The sequence below is a fragment of the Pseudoalteromonas sp. CH_XMU1449-3 genome (assembly GCF_037027245.1).
Taxonomy (GTDB): Bacteria; Pseudomonadota; Gammaproteobacteria; order Enterobacterales; family Alteromonadaceae; genus Pseudoalteromonas; species Pseudoalteromonas shioyasakiensis.
Genome location: NZ_JAYMDY010000014.1, coordinates 1 through 21,673, shown reverse-complemented (window position 1 = coordinate 21,673; position 21,673 = coordinate 1). Strand labels below are relative to the sequence as shown.

Here is a 21,673-nt window from a genome sequence, read left to right as displayed (position 1 = left end):
CTTTTTATTTTTTGGCCAGCACAGTCAGTTGCGATAACGTTTTAATCGCCTGCTCTAAGTTTTCAGACCAAGGCAAGCCATAACTTAAGCGAAAACAGCTACGGTACTTTTTACCCGCTGAGAATATCAACCCTGGAGTAATGCTGATCCCCGCCTCTAATGCCAAGTGGAATAACTTTACCGCATCATATTGGCTACCAAGGTCAACCCAGATAACACAGCCCCCTTGCGGGTTACTTATACGCGCACAACTTGGCATATATTGCTGCAGGCACCAAATCATACGTTCTTTATTGGTACTTAAGCGCTGTCTAAGCAAACGAATGTTACGGTCGTACTCACCGCTAGCTATAAACTCATACAAGGTCCACTGGTTTATAAGTGGCGCTGAGCAACTAAGCGCACGTTTGTGTCGCCTTGCTTGCTCTGCAAACTTACCGGCAATGATCCAACCAATGCGGTAACTAGGTGCGGCTGTTTTTGAAAACGACGCGCAGGTGATCACTAAGCCCTTTTTTGAATAAGCTTGTGCAGGAGTGGCACGCTTAGCTGTAAAATGTAAGTCGCCATAAACATCATCCTCAATAAGCACCACGTCACGCTGCTCTAAAAGTGCCACTAATTGCTCACGCTTGGCATCAGGCATAAAACTGCCAACAGGATTATTTAATGAGGTTGAAAACACACAGGCTTTTATATCATGCTCATCGAGTGCTTGAGCCAAATCATCTAGCCATATTCCTTCATCGGGGCATAGCGGTATTTCCAGTGCCTTTAAGCCTAAGCTTTCAATTAATTCGATAATGCCAAAATAACAAGGCGACTCGATAGCAATAACATCACCGGGTTTAGCGACACACTTAAGGGCAATCGCCAACGCTTCTTGAGCACCATTGGTGATCACTAATTCATCGCTATCAACCCCAATGCCAAAATCCAGATAGCGATGAATGAGTTGTTTTTTAAGTGGTGCAAAGCCATCCATCGGGCCGTAATTAATTGCCGATGCGCCCGCTAATGTCATTACTCGGCGCATTGTTCGTGCCAGTGCTTTATCTGTCGGTGCAGCGGCTACAGGGTTGGCGATACCAAATGGCACCACATTAGCTTTATGGATAGCGCTGTAGACTTGCTCAATCAAGCCTTGCTTATTGACTGTGGTCGGCTCTCGACTGAGCCTAACTCGCTTTGGTCGTGACTGATTTAACTGTGAAGACTTTAAAAAGTACCCTGACTTTTCTCTTGCTTCAATCAATCCTTGCCCTTCAAGTAATTGATACGCTTGTTTTACAGTAGGAATACTGATGTTGAGCTTGTCTGCCATTTTTCTGAGCGAAGGTAATTTTTCGCCCGGTAATAACGATCCTTGCAAGCAAAGATCTCTAACTAGCTGAATAACTTGTTGATATAAGAACTCACTGTTACTACGACTGATAACTTGTGACATAGCCCACCAAACTGTATAGGTTGCATTTCTAGTTTTCTGTATATGTTAAGTATACAGAAGAGGATTAAAATGAACATACTTTCAATTTTTGGGTACTAACTATGAAAAGCGCCGCTCTCTACCTTGCTACAGTGCTGATCTGGGGATCGACTTGGCTAGCTATTGAGTTTCAACTAGGTGATGTCGCTGTTGAGGTCTCTTTATTTTACCGCTTTGCCATTGCAGCTATTTTAATGTGGGCCTTTGTGCTCATGAAAAAGCTACCTATGCATTATTCACTGCGTGATCACGGATTTTTTGCTTTATTAGCCTTATTTAACTTTGGTTTAAATTACTTAGTGCTGTATTGGGCTCAGAACTATCTCACCTCAGCAATGGCCTCAATTGCGTTTTCTATGTTGCTATTGATGAACATTATTAATACCCGCTTGTTCTTCGCAAAGCCAATTGCGAAACGAATTTACTTTGGCGCTCTACTCGGCGTAATGGGTATTGCCAGCTTGTTTTGGCCACAAATTCAGCAATTCGACTTGAGTAATGGTGCGTTGGTCGGGTTACTACTTGCGCTATCTGGAACCTTTGTGGCTTCATTGGGGAATATGGTCAGTGTTCGAAATTCACAACGTAACATTGGCGTACTTCAAGGCAATGCCTGGGGTATGTTATACAGCGCTTTAGGTCTAGCAGCTTATGTTTTAGTAAGTGATGTTGAGCTCACGTTGAACGCCCCGAGTAGCTATTGGGTGTCGCTTTTCTACTTAGCAGTGTTTGGTACCGTAATCGCATTTGCTTGTTACTTCGCGCTACTTAAAAACATCGGCCCTGAGCGCGCAAGCTATGTAATCGTATTATTCCCACTGGTTGCAGTGGTGTTAAGTACTTTATTTGAAGGATTTGAATGGCAAGCGAATACCTTTATGGGTTTTAGCCTAGTGTTATTCGGTAATGCTATCGTGCTGACTCCTACTCGACAAATTAAAGCATTTTTTGCTGCGCGTAACTTGCAGCAAAAAAGCTCCGTCCCCAGTTAGAAGTGACTATGTCGCCTCTAACACCAAGCGCTGGCAAATTTTGCCGGCGCTTTTTTATGGCATATGAAAACGAAGTGCTTGTTTGTGAATCTTAACTTTAGCCGGAGTAAAACCAACAAGCTCACCATCGGCCTCTATAGCCAACCCTTTCGTGGTGACCTCTGCAGTTGTTAACTGGGTATATTCTAGCGCTTGCAAACCATGATGCTTTACGAGCAGTAAATACAAAAAGCTGATCAGGTTTTTCAACAAACCGCCAGCTGGCATGCAGTAGCAATCAAGCTGACCATCATTTAACTTTGCCCGAGGGGCAATCTTTAAGCCACCACCAAAGTAATGATGATTAGCAAAAATCGTCGCTAAATTACTGTAGCTGAGTGCTTTGCCATTAAACTCACCCTGAAGTGACTGTGCCTTAAATGAAAATAGCTGCTTGATGCCCTGCCAAGTGTAGCCAAACGAGCTAAAACTTCCGGCTTTATTTAGTTGAGTCACGACTTCAGCGTCAAAACCTATTCCCGCCACATTAATAAAATAGCGCTGATTGATTTGTCCAACATCGATTAACTCAGTACGGCTATTAAAAACAGCGTCATACCAAGCCTGTTGTTTACACGCAAAGCCACGAGCAAAATCATTTCCTGTGCCTGCCGGAATTAACGCGATAGAGCAGCGACTCATCATTAATGCATTAACAGCTAAATGCAGCGTCCCATCACCACCAATCACCACAACTTGAGTTTGGTTTTTAGCCAAAAGCGCTATATCAGCGCAATCATTCTCAAACTTGCCTGTGGTTAAATACAGTTCAGGCTCAATCTGTCTTTTTTTACATTCTTTTAGTAGCCAATCAACACTGTTTTTATGATTTTTTTTGTCACTTGGCTTTATTATTATCAACATCAACGGTTACTTCTTTTCTTGCATGGTAAAAACACCACACTCGTTCAAATTATATTAATCTGAATATTTAGTCACTTTCTCACTCTAAAAACGCATAAATAAAAAGAATAAAAACTAAAAACCTTTATTTACCTACACTTCAGCGTCAAACAAACTGCATAAGAATGCAAGATACCACTAAGGTAAAAACTTAACCCCATGTTAATAAAAGGTTTTTGGATTAGAAAAAGTTATCCGACAGACTCAATTTTTATCGTTTTATTTTTGTTCAGTTTGATTGCAAAATACTCACATTTTCAACCAAACACAACCCGGAGCAAAGTAATGAACCCAATTAATACATTAAACCAAAACGCTGCAACTCATGTTGCCGTAAAACCAACAAACCGCAAAGCAAAAATGTTGGCAAAACTAAATCGCTACGGCAAAAAGTTAGCTCTTGGCGGCGCAGTACAACACAAGTAATCCCCAACCATGGTTACTTTATCGGTGCAGTAAACACCCAACCACTAACGAAGATCCTTCTTTAGCTCCTCCGTTTACTGCTCCAACCCCTTTCTTTTAAGTTAAAAACAGCAATTAATTAAACCTTTTTACAAAAAACTCCCTCTTTACGCTCAAAAAACAAGCAAACAAACTTTTTCCTATTTACACAGCCGATTCAGCTAAGTATTATTCTCGCATCACGATGTGGAGAGATGGCAGAGTGGTCGAATGCACCGGTCTTGAAAACCGGCAGGGGTTTGTAGCCCCTCTAGGGTTCAAATCCCTATCTCTCCACCACTTATTTTTATTTGTTGATTAATTTCAGCAAATTACAATCAGAATTATGCGCTGGAGAGGTGGCCGAGTGGCCGAAGGCGCTCCCCTGCTAAGGGAGTATAGGGTTTGTAGCTCTATCGAGGGTTCGAATCCCTCCTTCTCCACCATTTTATTATTAAAAACCGCTTTTAAGCGGTTTTTTTATGCCCGAAAACTTGCACACTTCATTATATTTCATGCATGCTAAGTATCTATTTGCTACACAAAGTGATGCTATGTTTCGTTTTGCATTTTTTACTCTTGCCCTACTTGCCTGCGCCAACAGTAAAGCCACTATTTATAAGTGCATGATTGACGGGGTTGCCACTTTTACGGAGCAGCCTTGTGGAAAAGATGCAGTAATCGTGAAAATTGCACCGCCACCAGCAACTAGCCAAACACCAGCTACAGAGCAACCGCAAAAACCACAAAAGCCTGCCGACTTAAGTGTTGAAGATTATTTAAAAATTCAAAAAGCCGATCGTGAAATAGAGCGCCTTCAGCTAGAAATTAAAGAACTACAAAAACAACAAAGTGAGCGCATCGATAAACTCAATAATATGACGCAAGATGCCGCAAATAGGTTAGGCGCAACGTCTATTGATGATGCTATCAGCAAACAAAGTGAGCGTATTAACGCTTACTATAAGAGCCAAATCAGCATCCTCGAAAAACAGGTAGCACAGTTAGAAGAAAACAAAAAGCAGCTCAAAGAGCGAGGCACGCAATCCAATTAGCTTAACTTACCAAAACTGGTCAGACATGATATAACAACATTTGCTGATTTAGTTTAGGGATCAATTGTTTTGCACATTCACACGCTCGAAGGTTATATTCAAAATATCTATTTAGTTGAATATCCAGATAAATTGATGCTGCTTGATGGGTGTTGCCGTGCTGATGTTGATACAGTATTTGACTATATTACCGAACAACTAAAGCGTCCCATCACTGACTTAAAACTGATTGTTGTCACCCATATGCACCCAGATCATGCCGGTGGAGCGCATGCACTAAGAAAGTTAAGCGGCGGCAAAATAGCGACGTCGAATGCTCCAGGTCAATGGTATAGAGGCATTGACGGTTTCTTAATGCATTTAACCGATATCGCTTTGGCTTGGTGGGTCGCCGGTAGGTTAAATAAAAAACGGCACAACCTTTGGTACAGCCGCCATCTAGATGCAGATTATTACCTTGCTACTGATGCAACCTTACCCGGCTTTGACGATTGGCAAGCACTACATAGCCCAGGTCACACTGACCGAGATATTAGCCTGTATCATATTCCTAGCGAGCGAATTTACATTGCTGATTTACTAGTGAAAGTAAAAGGGCAGCTTGTACCACCCTTTCCTGTTTTTTACCCGAAGCTGTATTTAAGCTCTTTGTTGATGCTAAAAGCGCTACAACCAAAACGGATTATGTTTGCCCACAGCAACGAAGTCAGTATTGATGACATCGACTTTGAGCAAATTTTAGCGCTGGTCCCCGAAAAACCAATGACGCACTGGCGTTCCGTCAAAGCAAAAGCTCGACAAGCTCTTAATTTAAGGCGCTTTTCACAGTCGTGATAAAAGTATCTATATCCTGCTGATCATTATAAATATGAGCAGAGACTCTTAAGCCTAAGTGACGTTCATCAACCGCAATATTCGCTGCAATAAGCGCAGCTTTAACAGCCGCTTGTTGCTCGCCAAAATGCATAATAGCCGTACCAGAGCATTTGTCAGCCTGTATTGGTGAGCGCATATAATCAGCTAATTGATCATGAAACTGAGCGAGCATTGCTAAGTTATGAGCGCGTACTTTCTCAATACCAAGATCAGCAAAGTAATTAATACTATGCGAAGCTAAAATATAAGGTGCAACTGAAGGAGTACCGCCCCAAAAGCGTAACGCGGTTTGATGATAAGCAAAGTGCTTAATATCAAACTCAAACGGATTTTGATGAGAAAACCAGCCAACATCTTGTGGCTGACAAAGTGATAGCTGCTTGCTGTTAACCCATAAATAAGCAGCACCCGGTCCACCACATAGCCATTTAACACTCGAGCCCAACATAAAATCGGCATCAAGCTTAGTTAAGTCGACCTCTAAAATACCCGCAGACTGCGCAACATCTAGTAAGCTCAATGTGTTGTGTTGTTTCGCGATATTTATAATTTCATGAATAGGCGCTTGCTGACCCGTGTTTGAATAAACATGGCTAATAAAGACTAAATCAATATCATTTTTCGCTAAATATGACTGCCAAATCTGCGCATCAGTTAAATCTTCATGCTTACCAATAAACACGATTTCAGCACTTTCAGGTAGGGCTTTTTGCATCGCAAAACCCATGCTTGGAAAGTCACTTTCTGCCATTAACACTTTGCAATTTTCTTGTTGCAGTCGCGGGTGCGACATCAACAGCTTGGTTAAACCACTCGATAAGTTAACTTGTGGACAAAATAACTCACTTTGCGAGTTAAATAGTTTAGCGAGACTACTCGTAAATGCTTCAACACCTTGCAACCACTGTTGCCATGGTTCTTTATTTTCATTTTGCCAAGCGGCAAAAAACTGCTGATGAAAATGCTGCTCAGCAGATTTTAAGGGGCGCCCAACAGAGTGGTTAAGCAAATAGCTGCCTTGTGGAATTACAAAATCGTCTTTACTCATTACTTAATCCACTGCTTTAACTTAGTTAAATCATCAAACCGAGTACGAATATCATCCCGTTTTGCTGCCGCACGGCGATCACGTAACTGCTCTAATGAGTTAAGTAACACATGCAAAGGCGGCCCACTGGCTGTGACTTTATCCATATGTTGTTGCTGCATTTGCTGTGAAGGCTGCGCAATGTATTTACTGACTAATTGATTATGGTGGCCAATGGCTGTATCACCATGCAGTTTACACACTTGAATGAACAGCTTTAAGTTAGTTTGTAACCATTCGCTATCGCGCTCAGCTTCTGCTGCTAAAAAGTCATCCATAATGCTTGTCATACGCATGCTTTCACGCAGGATCTGCTGATCTTCAGGCATCATATACAAGAATTTATCCACCAGCATTTGCGAGTAACTAGGTTCGTTAGCAAAACAAAGACCAAGCAATAAATCGATGACATTAATGCCCGCAAAATCACCAGCATTCGCGCCACGATATACCTCTTTACCTACTCGATACGGCTTGTAATACGGGCGTACACAATAGAAAAAGCGGTCTGTATCGAGCTTGTTGTATAACGTATTGTTCGACTCAATCACATCAAGCAATGCTTGTTTTGCTACTGCGAGTAAATCTGCCGCGATAGGATGTGATATCCCTAACGGCTGAATTTTTAATAAAGCATCCGCCGCGCGCTTATACGCTAAAATGCCCTTGGTATTGTAATCGATAAAGATTTTCTCATCTTCAAGGTCAGTAAAACGCTTATACAAACCATCAACCGCTTTGTTGTGGGTGGTTAAATGCGCCGTTGCAAAACGCGGGGTTACACCAATAGATGCACCAATGTGCATTGCCAACGCAGAAGCTTCAACAAGAGGTGAACTTGTTTCACGAGAAGGCTCAGTGATCTCATGACGACGGCATGCCGCCATATACAAACCAACATTACCTAATAAATCGAAGGCGTTATCAAAGCCTTCATCGGTATTGCCCTCAGCCAGTAAAGCACGAATATGCTCATTACCTTCTTGCTCTAATTGACGTTTAAGGTGCTCACCGACACCCTCTACATTCGCTTTATCGTCTTGTTGCCAATATAGTTTTTCTAATTCGCTGTTGATCTCAACAAAACGGGTGCGAAGCCAGCTATCAAATGCCTTAGTGTTCTCAGTCACAGGCTCACTCCAAAATAATTATATTGCGATAATGTTAACAGAGTTCAATGAGTGCTAATCGCCAAAATATAGACTAGAATCCATCTAGATTAGTGAAAATCACTCAAATAAAAATGAAATTAGATAAAAAAGACCAACAATTACTTAATGCTTTACAGGATAATGCGAGAACTTCTGTCTCAGAGCTGGCACACTCGGTTAGCCTGTCCGATACCCCTTGCCTACGCCGCATTAAAAAGCTCGAATCAGCAAATGTGATCAGTGGTTACCATGCTGCCATCAATCCTAAAGCAGTTGATTTAAATGTGTCTGTGTATGCCTTTGTTCGCTTAAACCAGAACTCTGTTGCCGCTGCTGAGCAATTTGAACAGCAGGTTGAGAAGCTTGACCATGTACTTGAGTGTTCTGTTATTTCAGGCAGTTATGATTACCTGCTGAAGATCGTTGCCGCTGATTTAGAAAGCTATGAAAGCTTTGTGAAACATAAATTAGGTAGTATTGATTGTATTGCTAACATCGAATCGACAGTGGTCTTAAAACAAGCGTTCACTAAGCGTCATTTACCGCTCGCTTGACGCACCTTGCTTGCAAATAAAACATAACTCGATAAGCTAAAAACAGGCTTTAAAAGGATGCTTAAATATGAAATTCATCAACTTAGTTGCTATCTCTTGGGCCATCAGTGGGCTATTTAGCAGCTCATTAATGGCGCAGCAACAAACCTGCCTTACTCAGCTTGAAGACCAAAAACTGATGATGAAAAGTAAGCGCGAAGGACTATTTAGAGAGCCATTACCACGCACCCATAGCACCTTTAGCTATAATATCGAGCAAGCATTTAGTGACTATTTAACCGCTGCCTACTTGCAAATTAGTAGCGAAAACCCGCGTGCTAGTTTGCCATGCCCTGTTTACACAGACACCTATCAGCAGCTTGTTGCACAAGGCGCTCGACCAGCTAACGCGACTGTTGCCGATTTAATAAGCCCATTTGAACTTAAACAGGCCAATAGCCGTAAAGCAGTGCTCTTGATCCACGGTTTAACCGACTCACCCTTTACCTATCACGACCTTGCACAAGTGTATTATCAACAAGGGTATACGGTACGCACAATTTTACTACCTGGGCATGGTACCGCTCCTGCAGCACTTAGAGACATAGATGCCGATGATTGGCAAAAGGCTAGCGTGTATGCCATTGAGCGCACATTAAAAGATTTTGATCAGGTGATATTAGGGGGGTACTCAACCGGTGCTGCACTAGTTATTGATTACTTAACTCAAGGCCCGGTCGATAATAAGATTACTGCTGCTATGCTGTTTTCACCTGCAAGCGAGCCACACAATAAAAACGGTTGGCTGGCGAAATGGGTCGATGCGATTCCATTTGTGAATTGGATTGATAAAGACGCGGACCTTGATTTTGCCAAGTATGAGTCGTTTCCATTTAGTGCAGCCTCAGCTAGTCACGAAGCAATGAGCCGTATTAGCCTTGATGAGCTTCGTCATCGCCAACTCCCTAATGTAGCGATATTTAGCACTTTTAGTGATGTTGACACCACAATAGATAACCAAGCAACCTTTAAAATTTTAACTAAGCTGCACGACCCAAAAACGCGCAAAAATAACCAGCTTGATCGCCTTGTATACTATGGGGATGACAAAAACATCCCCGCTAGCTTTCCAGCTGATTACCAAATAATTCGTGATGACTGCGACACCGATGACTGTAAAAAAATCAAAGGAATGTCACATATTGGTATTGTTAATAAACCCAGCAACCCTTACTACGGTCGCACAGCATTGTATCGCAATTGCGGAAGCTACTTAGATGACGACAAGCTTTATTCAGCCTGCAAATACCAAAAAGACGTTGTGATGGGTGAACGAACAGCCGAAAATTTACAAGCGCACAAACCCTTTGCACGACTCACGTTTAACCCTTATTTCGATAAGCTTGCTATGCATATCAAGGGTTTCATCAAAGATATTGAATCGGCTGCACAATGAGTGAGCTTAGCCACCGCTGGTTTAATCAAATAAGCGAGATTGATGCCGCTCTTTGGCAGTCATTTTTTGATGATACGCCCTTTACTGATCACGCTTTTTTAGCGGCTTTAGAACAAACGGGCTGTGTGAGTGAAGAGTCGGGTTGGCAACCTATGCACCTAGCAATTTACCAGCAAGAACAGGTCATAGCCTTACTACCCGGGTATCTAAAACACCACTCTTATGGTGAATATGTATTTGACTGGGCTTGGGCTGAAGCCTATCAACAACATGGCCTAGAGTATTACCCTAAATGGCTGTGTGGCGTACCCTTCACACCTATTGCAGGGCAACGAATTAGTATAAATCACAATAAGCCCGCTGAAGTCTATGCGTATATTCAGCACATACTCACAGCAACAGCAGCGCAGTTAGGCTGGTCAGGTTGGCATATAAATTTTTGCCACCAACAGCAAGCGACTGCATTAACTAGCGAAACCGTAATGCAACGTCATGGTGTGCAGTTTCAGTGGTTTAATGAAGGCTATAATTGCTTTGAGGACTTTTTAGCTTCACTCACCGCAAGAAAGCGTAAATCGCTCAAAAAAGAACGCGCTAAAATAACTGAACAGCAGATAGCCGTAGAATGGATCGAAGGTGCTGACATCAGCAAACAGCACATGCAGCAATTTAGTCATTTTTACCGCCAAACGTATTTAAAGCGCTCAGGCCACAATGGTTATTTGAATACCGCTTTTTTTGAGTTATTACAGCAAAGCATGGCCGACAAACTGGTTTTAATGTTCGCTAAATATCAAGGAGAGGTGATTGCCGCCACACTCAGTTTTAAAGATCAGAACTGTTTATATGGTCGATACTGGGGAACGAACTATGAGCTCGATAGTTTGCACTTTGAGCTTTGCTATTACCAAGGCATTGAATACTGCATTGCCAACAAACTTAAACAGTTCCATTCTGGCGCACAAGGTGAGCATAAAATAAGTCGCGGTTTTAAGCCCGTAAATACCTATTCATTGCATCATATTCAGCACACTGAGTTTGCAGTTGCCATTAGTGATTTTATTACTAGAGAACGCCAACATATGGCGCTCTATAAAGCCCAATGCGAAAGCTTACTGCCTTTTAAACAGCAATAATTGGTTATTCGCTGGCATTTGCACATCTTCAACAAAGGATAAGCCAGCTTGCTCTGCAAGTTGGCAAATCGCTTCAAAATCACGAATCGCACTATTTGCATCTTGCTGTTTTAAAAAAGCATCGAATTCAGCATTACTAGCACTGGTAAACTTACCTTGGTACTTAAATGGTCCATAAATACACAACTTACCTTTTGGCGCTAAATGCTTTGCTACACCTTTGAAAAAGCGTTCCACCAGTGGCCAGCTAATAATGTGCATTGTGTTCGCGGTGAAAATGGCATTCACAGTTTCAACCGGCCAAGGATCATTAAGGTCGAGTGTCAGTGGCGCATGCAAGTTAGTTAATGCAGCTTCTTGATGCCATTGTAAAATCCCCGGGTGATTAACCTCGCGATCACTACAATGCCACTGCAAATGTGCTAAATGCGTTGCAAAATGCACACTATGTTGCCCAGTACCTGAGCCGACTTCTAATACATCCGTCACATCAGAAAAGAACTCTGCTAATACGTTTAAAATAGGTAATTTGTTGTTTTCACAGGCTTGAGAGAAGGGTTTATCCATACAAATTAGTGCACCATGTTTGGTAATTAGTGCACAACAGTAAAGCAAAAATAAATAATAAAGTCGCGGTGAATTTATTAGTTAAAAATATAAAACCATTATTTTCAACAAGTTAAATTTATTGATAAATATTGGTACAGCTTATGCTATTTCCTAAGTGAGTTAACCAATAGGAGCAATATTATGTATATCTCACCCTACACCGCTGTAGATGCAGCACTTGCAGCCAGCGAACGTGCTGAAAGCGAAAAAGCCGCCTTAACAAGTTGTGACGACAGAGCAACCGTGATCGATCTTCTTTCTCAATGTAACAAAGAAAATGTACAGGCGCCGAAAAAACATGAAACAGACCAGATTTTTATTCTCGGCTACAATTAATCACACACAGTTAATCCATTCAGTCTTAGCTTCATTATATAAGACTTGCACTAAAACCGATTAACTGTAATGATAACAATTATCATTACAGTTAATCGGTTTTTCTATGCACTCTCACAATGCTATGCTCCATTATCAGCGGCAAATGAAATGTGTTTGCCAAAGACCTGGGCTACATGCCCCTGCACTTGTTGCGAACTATGTTGAAGCGGGTTTAAACATTGCACGCTATTACGAAAAGCATCACAACTTTATTTTGCAAGAGCTGTATCTAAGACGCACCTTTCATGAACTACTTGAAAAGATGTGTGATTCATTAGTGCATAATGCAATTCGTAAACAATGTTTGGCTCAGCTTTATAAACCGCAACTTGCGCTAAAGCGTTACTACAAAACTCATAACTGTATTGAAAAGTATTTCAGTTTGGAGCGAGAAGCGTGCCTTCTCAGCCAAGAATTTAACCCGATTTAGGAGTGTTTATGAGCCAATTTAGAACCGAATCAGATAGCATGGGTGAGCTACAAGTCCCTGCGAATGCGTTGTATCAAGCTCAAACGCAACGCGCTATCAACAATTTTCAAATTAGTGGCTTAGCCATGCCTAAGCAATTTATCACCGCCCTCGCCTACATTAAGCAAGCTGCCGCTCAAAGTAATGCTGCTTTAGGCCATTTGAGCCAAGGTAAAGCCAAAGCCATTGAGCAAGCATGCCAGGAGGTCATCGATGGTAAGCATTTTTCAGAGTTTCCGGTTGATGTATTTCAGACAGGCTCTGGCACTAGCTCAAATATGAATGCCAATGAAGTCATTGCAACGCTGGCGAGCCAATTTGCAGGAGAAACCATTCACCCCAACGATGATGTGAACATGGGACAAAGCTCAAATGATGTGATCCCCACTGCGATTGCTGTAAGTAGCGCTATTAACATCATTTATGAGCTGTTTCCTAAACTCGATAAACTCAGTCAAAGCCTACAAAGCAAACAAGCCGAAGTAGGCCATATTGTTAAAACCGGTCGCACTCATTTAATGGATGCAATGCCTGTGAGTTTTGCACAAACACTGGCTGCATGGCAGTTACAAGTGGATCATGCAATGGCAGGTATTCGCCAAGCTCTTGAGCGAGTTTGTGAACTTGCACAAGGTGGCACAGCAGTTGGTACCGGCATAAATGCCGATCCAGCGTTTGCCGGTGAGTTTTGCCAACACTTGAGTGAGAATGTAGGTATTCGCTTTAGCCCAAGCAAAAACTTCTTTTATAACATCGGCTCACAAGACGCCATTGTTGCGCTGTCAGGCCAGCTAAAGGTACTTGCTGTAGCACAAATGAAAATAGCCAATGACTTGCGCTGGATGAACTCAGGCCCACTTGCAGGTCTTGGTGAAATTGAACTTGAAGCTCTACAGCCAGGTTCATCAATTATGCCGGGTAAAGTAAACCCTGTGATCCCTGAAGCGGCAGCGATGGTCAGCGCACAAGTCATTGGCAATGACGCTACCATTACAGTGGCTGGTCAAGCGGGTAACTTTGAGCTTAATGTAATGCTACCTGTGATTGCCTTAAACATTTTGCAAAGTATCGAACTGCTGGCGAATAGCAGTGAAGCACTGGCAGATAAAGCGATTGCCAGCTTTAAAGTAAACCAAAGCAATGTTGATAAAGCGCTCGCTAAAAACCCAATTCTGGTTACTGCACTTAATCCGGTGATCGGCTATAGCAAAGCCGCAAAAATTGCCAAATTAGCTTATCAAGAAGGTCGTCCTATTATTGATGTTGCTGCTGAGCATACGGATATTTCGCGCGAAGAACTGAGCGAGTTACTGAACCCTGCCAAACTAACCCAAGGTGGTTTGTAATACCTATTTATTGCAGATAGCTGTAAAACTTTTATCTTACTGTAGCTCTGTGAATACAGAGCTACTTACTGAAAGCTAACGTTTTTATTGCTCCACTTTGAGCAATGTGTATGATAGTGAGTACTTATTCAACGATTTTTAGGTATGTTATGCGCTATCCACTATTGGCAATTTTATTTCCTGTGTTATTAACTGCGTGCTCGGACGCTGCAACTAATGAGCAAGCCGAATCAACGGCAACCAGCAATAAACTTGTCGAGGCACCAAAAGCCGTTGAAATAAAAAACGCTGAGGAAGTGACCAAAGCAGCCCCAGATAAAGCCACTATTAGCTCTGCCCATGAGCAACTTAAACAATTAATCGATGATCCAAGCTGTGACAACAGTACCCAATGTAAAGTATTACCTGTTGGTAGTCGTGCCTGTGGCGGCCCAAGTAGTTTCATTGTGTATTCAACCAAAACAGCTGACACGGCTGAGGTTGAAAAACTTGCAAAAGATATCACCGCCCTTGAAAAGCAATTTAACGCAGCAAACGACATGATGAGTATTTGTCAGCATCTAACCGCACCAGGTGCGCAGTGTTCTGAGAATACTTGTGTTAGAATCGAAGGCTCAGCGGCAAGTGTATACTAAGGAATAAGCAATAATGGTTCGTTCATCGACTTTCAAGAAACTTTTTATCACCACAACTGTGTTAGCAAGCATTGCTTTAAGCGGTTGCGAAACAACAACGTCGGCTAGTTCTGCGCGCGTTGATCTAGGTGATTTAAATGATCAGCTGAACGATATCGTTAGTAATAATAGCTGTACTGCGAGCTTTCAATGTAAGGTGTTAGAAGTTGGTGAGCGAGCATGTGGTGGCCCAAGTCGCTATGTGGTCTATTCAACGTTAAACAACGCACAAGAGCAAGCTGAACAACTTGCGGAGCGAATTACAGCAGCTGAAAAGTCATCTGATCAAGCATTAACCGTTAACGATTGCTCACCAGTTCTGCCTGTACAATCACTGTGTATTTCAAAGCAGTGCCAAGCAATCGAGATTAAGTAAATAATGCAATAAGGCCGGAAACAATCACCACGCTGATGATACAAATCCCGGCCTTATATATGTACTTAACCTGCATTGTATTATGCACCCAGTAAGCATAAATGTAGCGAACAAAGTAACTTGCAGCAGTGCCAAATAATGCAAAAATAACTAAATACGCAAGTAAAATAATATCCACAGTCATGCCACTTCTTTAAAACATCTAGTCTCAGTGTAAGGGCTTAAAGAAGTAAAGGCAAAACCTTAGCTTTTTTTACTGTGTTCAATGAGTAATTCAGCCACGCGCTGCTTCACAGCACGCTTATCATCGGCTGCAACGCCAAAACGCTCAGCCAATAAAGCAATCTCTTCATCATTTAAGTTAAACGATAAACGCTGTCTGGTTTTTTTTGACTTAACGTCGAGATCCAAAATCTTACGGATCATATCTGATGGCGTAAGCTCTTGGTCAATGGCTTGCTTCTTAATTGATTTTTGCACTTCAGAGCTTAAATCAAACGCCATTTGCGTGGCTCTAACGGCTTGCTCCTGACGCTGCCATTTGGCTTTTGCATCACTCACTTGGCATCCCCAGGAAATAAGTCAACAATATCGCTAATTGGTCTGGTTAACGTCAGTGATACCTCTGTTTCACCGCCTTCCCAAATCTCAATATTTAAATTATGCGATTCATCATCAGAACTTAAACAGATCATTTCACACGGTTCACCGCCTTCATCTTCATAACGAGGTAAAGGCTTATTGCGGTAGTCCTTATTATGGAAATAACACACATAAGGCGCTTCTGATTGCTTGTAGCTCGATGCTAAAAAGTGACTAAAACGCTCCGGACTATTTTGTACATTAATTGCCGTTAATTCGTCTTCATCAAAAATACGAGCGAACTCATCAAGGGTAAAAATCTCATCAACATCATCGCGTTGAATTTTGATCGCAAAGTTTGCCCATTGCTCACCATCATCTGATTCAATTTGCAAAAACACCACTTGGCCAGATTCACTCTCGAGTACCAACTCATACTCTGCACTACGTTGGTACTGATACGTTTGCACATCAATAACACGCAGTGTTTGTCCTTTTAACCAGCTTGGGTAAGCGAACGAATCAATCACCGTCAGCATATCACCAACGAGTAATTGGCTTGGATCAGTAAGCTGACGCTCTGGGGCTTTTTTAGATTTGAAAAAGTTAAACATTGGCTGACTCCTTGTTGAAGCAAAAAAGGTAACCCAGTGCGTGGGTTACCTTTTGTCTTTCCGTTAACTGATTAGCTATTTTGTTTTGCTTTAATACGCGCCAGAATATCCGCGCTTTTCGGATTGGTATCACCAATACCCGCTTCAGCCATTTTCGCTTTTAAATCATCGCCATTAGTATCAGCTTCTAGTTGCTTAGCCGCACCTAACTGGTCTTGACGGTCTTGCTGACGCTGCTTAATACGCTCTAGAGACTCACGTGCTGATGTCATTGATGAGCTATTAGTATTTAGCGTGCTGTTTACAGCCATTGTTGCTTGCTGCACACTCTCAGTCGTTTTAACCATTGTTAATTGACGTTGGTTTTCTTTAATCGACTTTTCAGCTTCTTTAACTTGCTGCTTTAGTTGCACAATGTGGTTACTAAAACCAGCTAACACTTCTTCGTGCTCTGCTTTTTCAGCTTCAAAATCACCGATTTTTTCTGCGATTTCTAATGCAAGAGCTTCGTTACCTTTTTCAAGTGCTTGGCCTGCATACGCTTCATGTTCAGCAATTGATGCATCTAGTGCGCTAATTTTACGCTTCGTTTGCATCTCTTTTGCCATTACTTCAGTCAGGCTTTTTTTAGCGCGTTGTAGGGCATTTTGTGCATCAGCAATTTCTTGTTCAAAGATACGGATACCGTTTGCATCAACAATTGCTTGTCCTGCTTCACGAGCGCCACCACGTACAGCTGTAAATAGTTTCTTTAAAATACTCATAATCTTAACTCCAGAAATTGCTAATTAATCGTTTAAATAAATGGTCACGGCTTCAAGTGCATCAATCGCATTGTCTGCCAGTGTTACCAACTCATGGGTAATATCATCAAACGATGAATTAACCGATAACGCGCCAAAAATAGCGTATTTATCATCAATTTTTGCAAATGCGCTTAATGGGATTGGTACATTTAAACGTAGTAACGTTTCGTTTAACTCATTACGCATATCTGCTTGTACTTCGTTTTCAGCAAACAGGTAGCTAATACACAGTAATTGCTCTTCTGTTTGAGTAACAAAGATAGGTAACTCATCATTCCCATCGACGATAACTTGTAACACATCTTGTTCACCTTCGTTGGCAATCAAGAAAGACTCAAAGCTCACACCTTCTGTTTCAAAAGAAGCCAGTTTGATTGATAGTTCATTTAATTCCATGTCTCACCTTTTCACGTTTTGACATATTATGTCTGAGTTAAGATTTGCATAGCCGACATATTATGTCAACTATAAAATATCAATTTTTGTACAATTCGGTTTCAACTTGCCACGCTTGGCGGTAATAATCATATAAGGTTCCAGAACCTAATCTATTGACTTCAATCGTGTTTACTTGTTCAAAAAAATGACTCGGAAACACAAAAGAAGCCAATAAATATTCTTTGCTTACCCAACGAGATGGCACGGGTAATTCGTTAGTTTCGCGAATTCGCTGACTTGCTGATTTGCCAGCGGTGGTCGCGATAGTCCAACCCCATTGACCAAACGAAGGGATATTTTGTTGGTATTGCTCAACATAACCAAAGCCAGCAGCTTTCATTGTTTTAGCAATACTTAAAAATGCTTTCTTCGCATGATAAGGGGATGTTGATTGCACGGCCACAGCCCCATCAGGCGCCAACAACTGACGCACATGATTATAAAAATAATCACTGTACATCTTATTAAGATCAGGGTGATTAGGGTCTGGTAGGTCAATTAAAATAGTGTCAAAGCGCTCGCCTTTAGCAAGCATAGCTTCGACCTCTAAAAAGGCATCTGCAATGCGAATATCAGCGCGGGGATCGCTCATAGAATGTTTATTTAGCGCTGTTAAACGTGTTCTGATTTTCTCTGGCGCATCATAGTCGCCAACATCATTACCAAATAAGTTTAACAGCTGACCATCTAAGTCAACCAGAGTGACATGCTCTACTGGCCACTTCAAAACATCACGCAATGCAAGTCCATCACCGCCCCCGATGATCAACACGCGGTCATGACGATTTGAAGCCAACATAGCAGGATAGACAAGCATAGAATGATAAATTTGCTCATCCACACTTGAGAATTGTAAACGGCCATTGAGGTAAAGATCGGTAATTGCATTGGGCTGATTACGGCTCAGACGCTCAGTTAAGACTAGGTGCTGATACTTAGTTGCTTGCGAGTAGATAACTTTATCTTTGTATAAAACATTACTTAAGTTTTTCATCCAGCTGGTGCCAAACACAAGCACAAACGCAAAAAATACCAACAACAGCACATGGCAAACTAGCAGTAACTTAGCGAAGCGAACATGTTGATGATAGCGCCATAAAAACACGAGGCCAGCAATAATATTAAACAACGCCGTCCAAGCTGCTGCTTGCATAATTGGCATCGCAAGCATAATGCTCACCCAAATAGCAGCACCGACACCGGCACCGATATAATCCGCCCCGTAAATAGTTCCCGCATTATTTTCTAAAAAGCGGCCATAAACTTGCTGGCGAATACGCGCAATCAGCGGGATCTCCATACCAATTAATAGCCCGAGTAACAGACCAAACACATAGGGTAAGAAACGTGACCACTCTTGTAGCTTTTCAAATACATAGCCATTAAGTACGGTATCTGCAGGCAAGTTAAAAATTTCGGAGAAGATATGCGGCAATGAATAACTGACAGCGATAACACTCGCTATCGCTAAAATACAGCCCATGCCGACCAAGGCAATAATACTCTCTAGCCACGCGAAAGCAGTAAATGCATCTTTAAACCAACGTGCTAAAAATGCACCGATACCCATAGCGACAATCATGGTGCCGATCATGGCATAAATGGCACTCTCGACCGAGCCTAAGACACGACCTGCATAATGAGATAGCAGGTACTCATAAATAAGGCCGCACCCAGCGAGTACGGCCATAACAGTTATTAATAGGAAATCATGCCCAAGTAGATTGGCTCTACTTGGGGCGCTTGTTGTAGTAGACACTTAATTAGGCACCTAACAAGGTTGCCATAGTCGAACCAATCGCAAATGAGATTGCTGCAGAGATAGCTGCTACACCCACGTTCTTCTGGCGGTTCACTTCATCTGAAATATCACAACCAGATAGGATGATTTTGATAGTCACTAAGTGTAGTAAAATGAAAGCAACTAAACTCACTGCTGCACTTAATGCCCAGTATCCTAAACTAGCAACAATGTTGTCAGCCGCATAAGGAGCAATACCTGATGCAGCCGTTAATGCCAATGCACTACCCACTAAAAAGCCAGCATAACGAATACCTACTGCTAAGTTACCGTCAATAACCGCTTGCTGTAAGCAATCACCACTGCGATTAGTACGCTTGAATAACTGCACTCTATATTGACTGATCAGTAGCATCGCAATACTGCCAATGGCAAAAGCTGCGATCACAATTGGAATACCATGCCAGCCTTCGGTTGCCACCCAAAATAAAGCTGAGCGAATAACAATAGCCACACTCACCACATGGCCAAAATCAATGAGTGCAGCAGTCGCATTACCTTTTACGATTTCGTCATGCAGGCTCACTTTACGAAGCGCTACCTTGTCTTGGAAGAAGTGACCTAGCTTGATAAGCACAATCGCCATCACACCATAACCTAGCATTTGTAATGCTTCTTGTTGTAAAGTCGGTGCAAATGAGCCGCTACTCACGCCACTAAGAACAATAGCCAGTGCCACAAGCCCAGCCGCAAAGCTAATACCAAAAGCAAAATTGTCACGCTCAGTTATTTCATCATTAGCGTGTAAGTTAGATACCCAGCCTTTGATAAATTTTAGGCTGACAAATAAAGCGATAATGATTGCAAAGTCGATTGCTAAAGCTTGCAACGACCAAGTTGTTATTCCATTAAATTCATACATGTGTTGTAACTCCGGTGGTTATTCTTTTCACTACTTACCGCGGCTAATGCCACGTGATGTTCTGCTCGAGCTGTTACGTAATGACCCAGAGCTTCTACTGTAACTACTGCTAGAAGCATAGCTACTGCGTGTGCGTGGCGGCGTATAGCTGCTACGGCTTAATCCAGATGCGCCACTGCGCTTAGTGGCATACGGACTAGTGAATTGTTTACCTTGGCGTTGATAAGACTGACGAGTACGTGTCTCTACCGTTTGTTGTGCTTTAATCTGTTTTGGGCTCGAATAACGGTAACGGCCATAGTCATTGTAATAGCTGTACTTTCTGTGGCGGCTCCAGCGACCATACTCAACTCGGTCGAATACATCGCCCAACATGCGATACATCCCGTACCAAACCCAAAAACTGGTACCGCTGCTATTCGTTTGCCATTGCCCATAGTTAGGATTACCAACTAACTGGTTACCAACACTTTCACCTTCAGCGGCCTCACTAATTGCGCCAACCCGTGCTAGTGACCCCTGCGACATATCAGCAAGCATATTAATAGGATCGGTAAGCGCATCTTGAAATAAAGATGGCTTGGCAGCATCACGAATGAGATCAAGTTGATGAAGAGTATCTTCATAAGGGGGTATTAGATAAGTAGACTTAACATCAGCTAAGCGTTGTGTAAGACCTGAATAAATAGCCCCTTCACGAGTGGCATCAAGACTAATTACACGGGCGATCTCAGAAAGTTGCGGTTGCTGCTCAGCAAGCACCTTGCCGTATTGTTTAAGTATCGTCGCATTACGCAAAGAGCCATTATCAAGCGCTGTACCGAGTTGATTTAATTCAACTTCAGCTTTTTCTATGGATTGTTGTATTGTTTGTTTCAGCTGCTCTTCTTTCGACTCACAGCCCATAAGCAAGCTTACCAAACAAAACAGGCTAATAAGTTTCCAAGCTTTTATTTGAGACATTCATGTCACCTGATTGTGGTTTAAAAACGCAAATAGTTTTACATAGCTCAGGTACTAAACCAAGATTAAAATTGCAACAAAGGGTAAATTGGGTTGGTAGGTTACATAAGTTAGCGAGGGGAAAGTTAGCGAGGGGAAAGTTTTAAGGTCTGGCGTAGGTTGGGTAGAGCGGAGCGAAACCCAACACATCACAGAGCTATCAGCTTTCAGCCGTCAGCGATCAGCCGCGCGGTGTGGGTGTTTGGTGCTGCGTCTTCCTCTGCCCGAGGTTCTAGGTTCTAGGTTCTAGGTTCTAGACAAAGTGTACTTGTAGGAATGGCTAAGCCGTGAATGTGTTTGTTAAGGTCTGAATTCGACACTGAAGTGCCTCCTACGGGGTTTTGTTGCTGAGGATGATTCTGTACAGGACAACCCCACAGTTCAACTGACGTCTGACGGCTGAAAGCTGACAGCTTCAAACGCAAAAAAGCCCGACTCTTTCGAATCGGGCTTTCTCTTATTTGGAGCCTGGCGATGACCTACTTTCACATAGCAGCTGCTACACTATCATCGGCGCTGTTTCGTTTCACTACTGAGTTCGGCATGGGGTCAGGTGGG

The 21,673-nt window shown here is 42.3% G+C and carries 25 protein-coding genes, 2 tRNA genes and 1 rRNA gene; 14 read left to right on the top strand and 14 right to left on the bottom strand.

The annotated features are described in order from the left end of the window. Window positions 1-4 precede the first annotated feature (4 nt). Window positions 5-1,447: an aminotransferase-like domain-containing protein gene (locus WA256_RS16210; protein ID WP_054563711.1), complete on the bottom strand. Its 1,443-nt coding sequence runs from the start codon at window positions 1,445-1,447 to the stop codon at window positions 5-7. Window positions 1,448-1,548: 101 nt separating this feature from the next. Between WA256_RS16210 and WA256_RS16205 the strand changes: the two genes are divergently transcribed. Next, the gene (locus WA256_RS16205) at window positions 1,549-2,478 is read left to right on the top strand and encodes a DMT family transporter (RefSeq protein WP_054563712.1); all 930 of its coding nucleotides are present in this window, start codon (window positions 1,549-1,551) and stop codon (window positions 2,476-2,478) included. A 54-nt stretch (window positions 2,479-2,532) separates the two neighbouring features. On the opposite strand, the gene WA256_RS16200 is transcribed toward WA256_RS16205, so the two are convergent. After that, entirely contained in the window at window positions 2,533-3,381 is an 849-nt protein-coding gene (locus WA256_RS16200; RefSeq protein WP_269408422.1) for a diacylglycerol/lipid kinase family protein, read from the bottom strand. A gap of 324 nt (window positions 3,382-3,705) precedes the next feature. Here WA256_RS16200 and WA256_RS16195 point away from each other — a divergent pair, with 324 nt between their 5' ends. The 5 genes from WA256_RS16195 to WA256_RS16175 all read left to right on the top strand — a co-directional run bounded on the left by WA256_RS16195 (window position 3,706) and on the right by WA256_RS16175 (window position 5,753). Further along, a complete protein-coding gene (locus WA256_RS16195; protein ID WP_166341396.1) occupies window positions 3,706-3,846 on the top strand; it encodes a hypothetical protein in 141 nt (46 codons plus the stop codon). Window positions 3,847-4,073: 227 nt separating this feature from the next. Continuing rightward, window positions 4,074-4,164: transfer RNA gene (locus WA256_RS16190), tRNA-Ser, on the top strand. A 53-nt stretch (window positions 4,165-4,217) separates the two neighbouring features. After that, window positions 4,218-4,310 (top strand) — tRNA-Ser (locus WA256_RS16185). Between the two features lie 108 nt (window positions 4,311-4,418). Then, window positions 4,419-4,919, top strand: a complete 501-nt coding sequence (locus tag WA256_RS16180) for a DUF4124 domain-containing protein (RefSeq protein WP_335992623.1) — start codon at window positions 4,419-4,421, stop codon at window positions 4,917-4,919. Between the two features lie 69 nt (window positions 4,920-4,988). Continuing rightward, complete coding sequence (locus WA256_RS16175) at window positions 4,989-5,753, top strand: MBL fold metallo-hydrolase (RefSeq protein WP_062566266.1); 765 nt, start codon at window positions 4,989-4,991, stop codon at window positions 5,751-5,753. Here WA256_RS16175 and WA256_RS16170 read toward each other — a convergent pair. Together WA256_RS16170 and WA256_RS16165 are read right to left on the bottom strand one after the other, a co-directional pair. After that, entirely contained in the window at window positions 5,725-6,843 is a 1,119-nt protein-coding gene (locus WA256_RS16170) for an aminotransferase class V-fold PLP-dependent enzyme (RefSeq protein WP_332393185.1), read from the bottom strand. The genes WA256_RS16175 and WA256_RS16170 overlap by 29 nt on opposite strands. Beyond that, entirely contained in the window at window positions 6,843-8,012 is a 1,170-nt protein-coding gene (locus WA256_RS16165) for a PrnB family protein (protein WP_054563718.1), read from the bottom strand. Before WA256_RS16165 ends, WA256_RS16170 begins: the two co-directional genes overlap by 1 nt. Before the next feature lie 113 nt (window positions 8,013-8,125). On the opposite strand from WA256_RS16165, the gene WA256_RS16160 reads away from it, so the two are divergent. From WA256_RS16160 to WA256_RS16150, 3 genes are all read left to right on the top strand, one after another. Then, entirely contained in the window at window positions 8,126-8,587 is a 462-nt protein-coding gene (locus WA256_RS16160; protein ID WP_062566269.1) for an Lrp/AsnC family transcriptional regulator, read from the top strand. 67 nt (window positions 8,588-8,654) lie between these two features. Further along, a complete protein-coding gene (locus WA256_RS16155) occupies window positions 8,655-10,022 on the top strand; it encodes an alpha/beta hydrolase (RefSeq protein WP_335992622.1) in 1,368 nt (455 codons plus the stop codon). Beyond that, on the top strand, window positions 10,019-11,158 hold the full coding sequence (locus WA256_RS16150; RefSeq protein WP_335992621.1) for a GNAT family N-acetyltransferase: 1,140 nt from the start codon (window positions 10,019-10,021) through the stop codon (window positions 11,156-11,158). The genes WA256_RS16155 and WA256_RS16150 overlap by 4 nt, the downstream gene beginning before the upstream one ends. Here the strand turns inward: WA256_RS16150 and WA256_RS16145 are convergent. After that, on the bottom strand, window positions 11,135-11,725 hold the full coding sequence (locus tag WA256_RS16145) for a DUF938 domain-containing protein (protein WP_269408428.1): 591 nt from the start codon (window positions 11,723-11,725) through the stop codon (window positions 11,135-11,137). The genes WA256_RS16150 and WA256_RS16145 overlap by 24 nt on opposite strands. 183 nt (window positions 11,726-11,908) lie before the next feature. Between WA256_RS16145 and WA256_RS16140 the strand changes: the two genes are divergently transcribed. The 5 genes from WA256_RS16140 (at window position 11,909) to WA256_RS16120 (ending at window position 15,010) form a co-directional block, all read left to right on the top strand. Then, the gene (locus WA256_RS16140; RefSeq protein ID WP_054554610.1) at window positions 11,909-12,103 is read left to right on the top strand and encodes a hypothetical protein; all 195 of its coding nucleotides are present in this window, start codon (window positions 11,909-11,911) and stop codon (window positions 12,101-12,103) included. A 145-nt stretch (window positions 12,104-12,248) separates the two neighbouring features. Beyond that, entirely contained in the window at window positions 12,249-12,575 is a 327-nt protein-coding gene (locus tag WA256_RS16135) for a hypothetical protein (protein ID WP_058585360.1), read from the top strand. An 8-nt stretch (window positions 12,576-12,583) separates the two neighbouring features. Next, window positions 12,584-13,960: a class II fumarate hydratase gene (locus tag WA256_RS16130; protein WP_105174393.1), complete on the top strand. Its 1,377-nt coding sequence runs from the start codon at window positions 12,584-12,586 to the stop codon at window positions 13,958-13,960. A gap of 149 nt (window positions 13,961-14,109) precedes the next feature. Continuing rightward, window positions 14,110-14,595, top strand: a complete 486-nt coding sequence (locus WA256_RS16125) for a hypothetical protein (protein ID WP_062566274.1) — start codon at window positions 14,110-14,112, stop codon at window positions 14,593-14,595. A gap of 13 nt (window positions 14,596-14,608) precedes the next feature. Continuing rightward, window positions 14,609-15,010, top strand: a complete 402-nt coding sequence (locus WA256_RS16120; RefSeq protein WP_063528141.1) for a hypothetical protein — start codon at window positions 14,609-14,611, stop codon at window positions 15,008-15,010. Here WA256_RS16120 and WA256_RS16115 read toward each other — a convergent pair. The 9 genes from WA256_RS16115 to rrf all read right to left on the bottom strand — a co-directional run. Beyond that, entirely contained in the window at window positions 15,003-15,188 is a 186-nt protein-coding gene (locus tag WA256_RS16115; RefSeq protein WP_054554683.1) for a hypothetical protein, read from the bottom strand. The genes WA256_RS16120 and WA256_RS16115 overlap by 8 nt on opposite strands. Before the next feature lie 65 nt (window positions 15,189-15,253). After that, the gene (locus WA256_RS16110; RefSeq protein WP_062566275.1) at window positions 15,254-15,571 is read right to left on the bottom strand and encodes a hypothetical protein; all 318 of its coding nucleotides are present in this window, start codon (window positions 15,569-15,571) and stop codon (window positions 15,254-15,256) included. Further along, on the bottom strand, window positions 15,568-16,206 hold the full coding sequence (locus WA256_RS16105) for a hypothetical protein (protein WP_335992620.1): 639 nt from the start codon (window positions 16,204-16,206) through the stop codon (window positions 15,568-15,570). The genes WA256_RS16110 and WA256_RS16105 overlap by 4 nt, the downstream gene beginning before the upstream one ends. Before the next feature lie 71 nt (window positions 16,207-16,277). Then, window positions 16,278-16,970 carry a PspA/IM30 family protein gene (locus WA256_RS16100; protein WP_054554603.1) on the bottom strand — a complete coding sequence of 231 codons (693 nt, stop codon included), beginning with the start codon at window positions 16,968-16,970 and terminating at the stop codon, window positions 16,278-16,280. A gap of 24 nt (window positions 16,971-16,994) precedes the next feature. Further along, window positions 16,995-17,408 carry a YjfI family protein gene (locus WA256_RS16095; RefSeq protein WP_054563728.1) on the bottom strand — a complete coding sequence of 138 codons (414 nt, stop codon included), beginning with the start codon at window positions 17,406-17,408 and terminating at the stop codon, window positions 16,995-16,997. A gap of 79 nt (window positions 17,409-17,487) precedes the next feature. After that, a complete protein-coding gene (locus tag WA256_RS16090) occupies window positions 17,488-19,140 on the bottom strand; it encodes a polyamine aminopropyltransferase (RefSeq protein WP_442961445.1) in 1,653 nt (550 codons plus the stop codon). A 73-nt stretch (window positions 19,141-19,213) separates the two neighbouring features. Beyond that, window positions 19,214-20,113, bottom strand: a complete 900-nt coding sequence (locus WA256_RS16085; protein WP_062566277.1) for a DUF350 domain-containing protein — start codon at window positions 20,111-20,113, stop codon at window positions 19,214-19,216. A 30-nt stretch (window positions 20,114-20,143) separates the two neighbouring features. Next, on the bottom strand, window positions 20,144-21,076 hold the full coding sequence (locus WA256_RS16080) for a hypothetical protein (RefSeq protein WP_062566278.1): 933 nt from the start codon (window positions 21,074-21,076) through the stop codon (window positions 20,144-20,146). A gap of 505 nt (window positions 21,077-21,581) precedes the next feature. Then, window positions 21,582-21,673: ribosomal RNA gene (rrf, locus tag WA256_RS21065) — 5S ribosomal RNA — on the bottom strand; the annotation flags it as partial.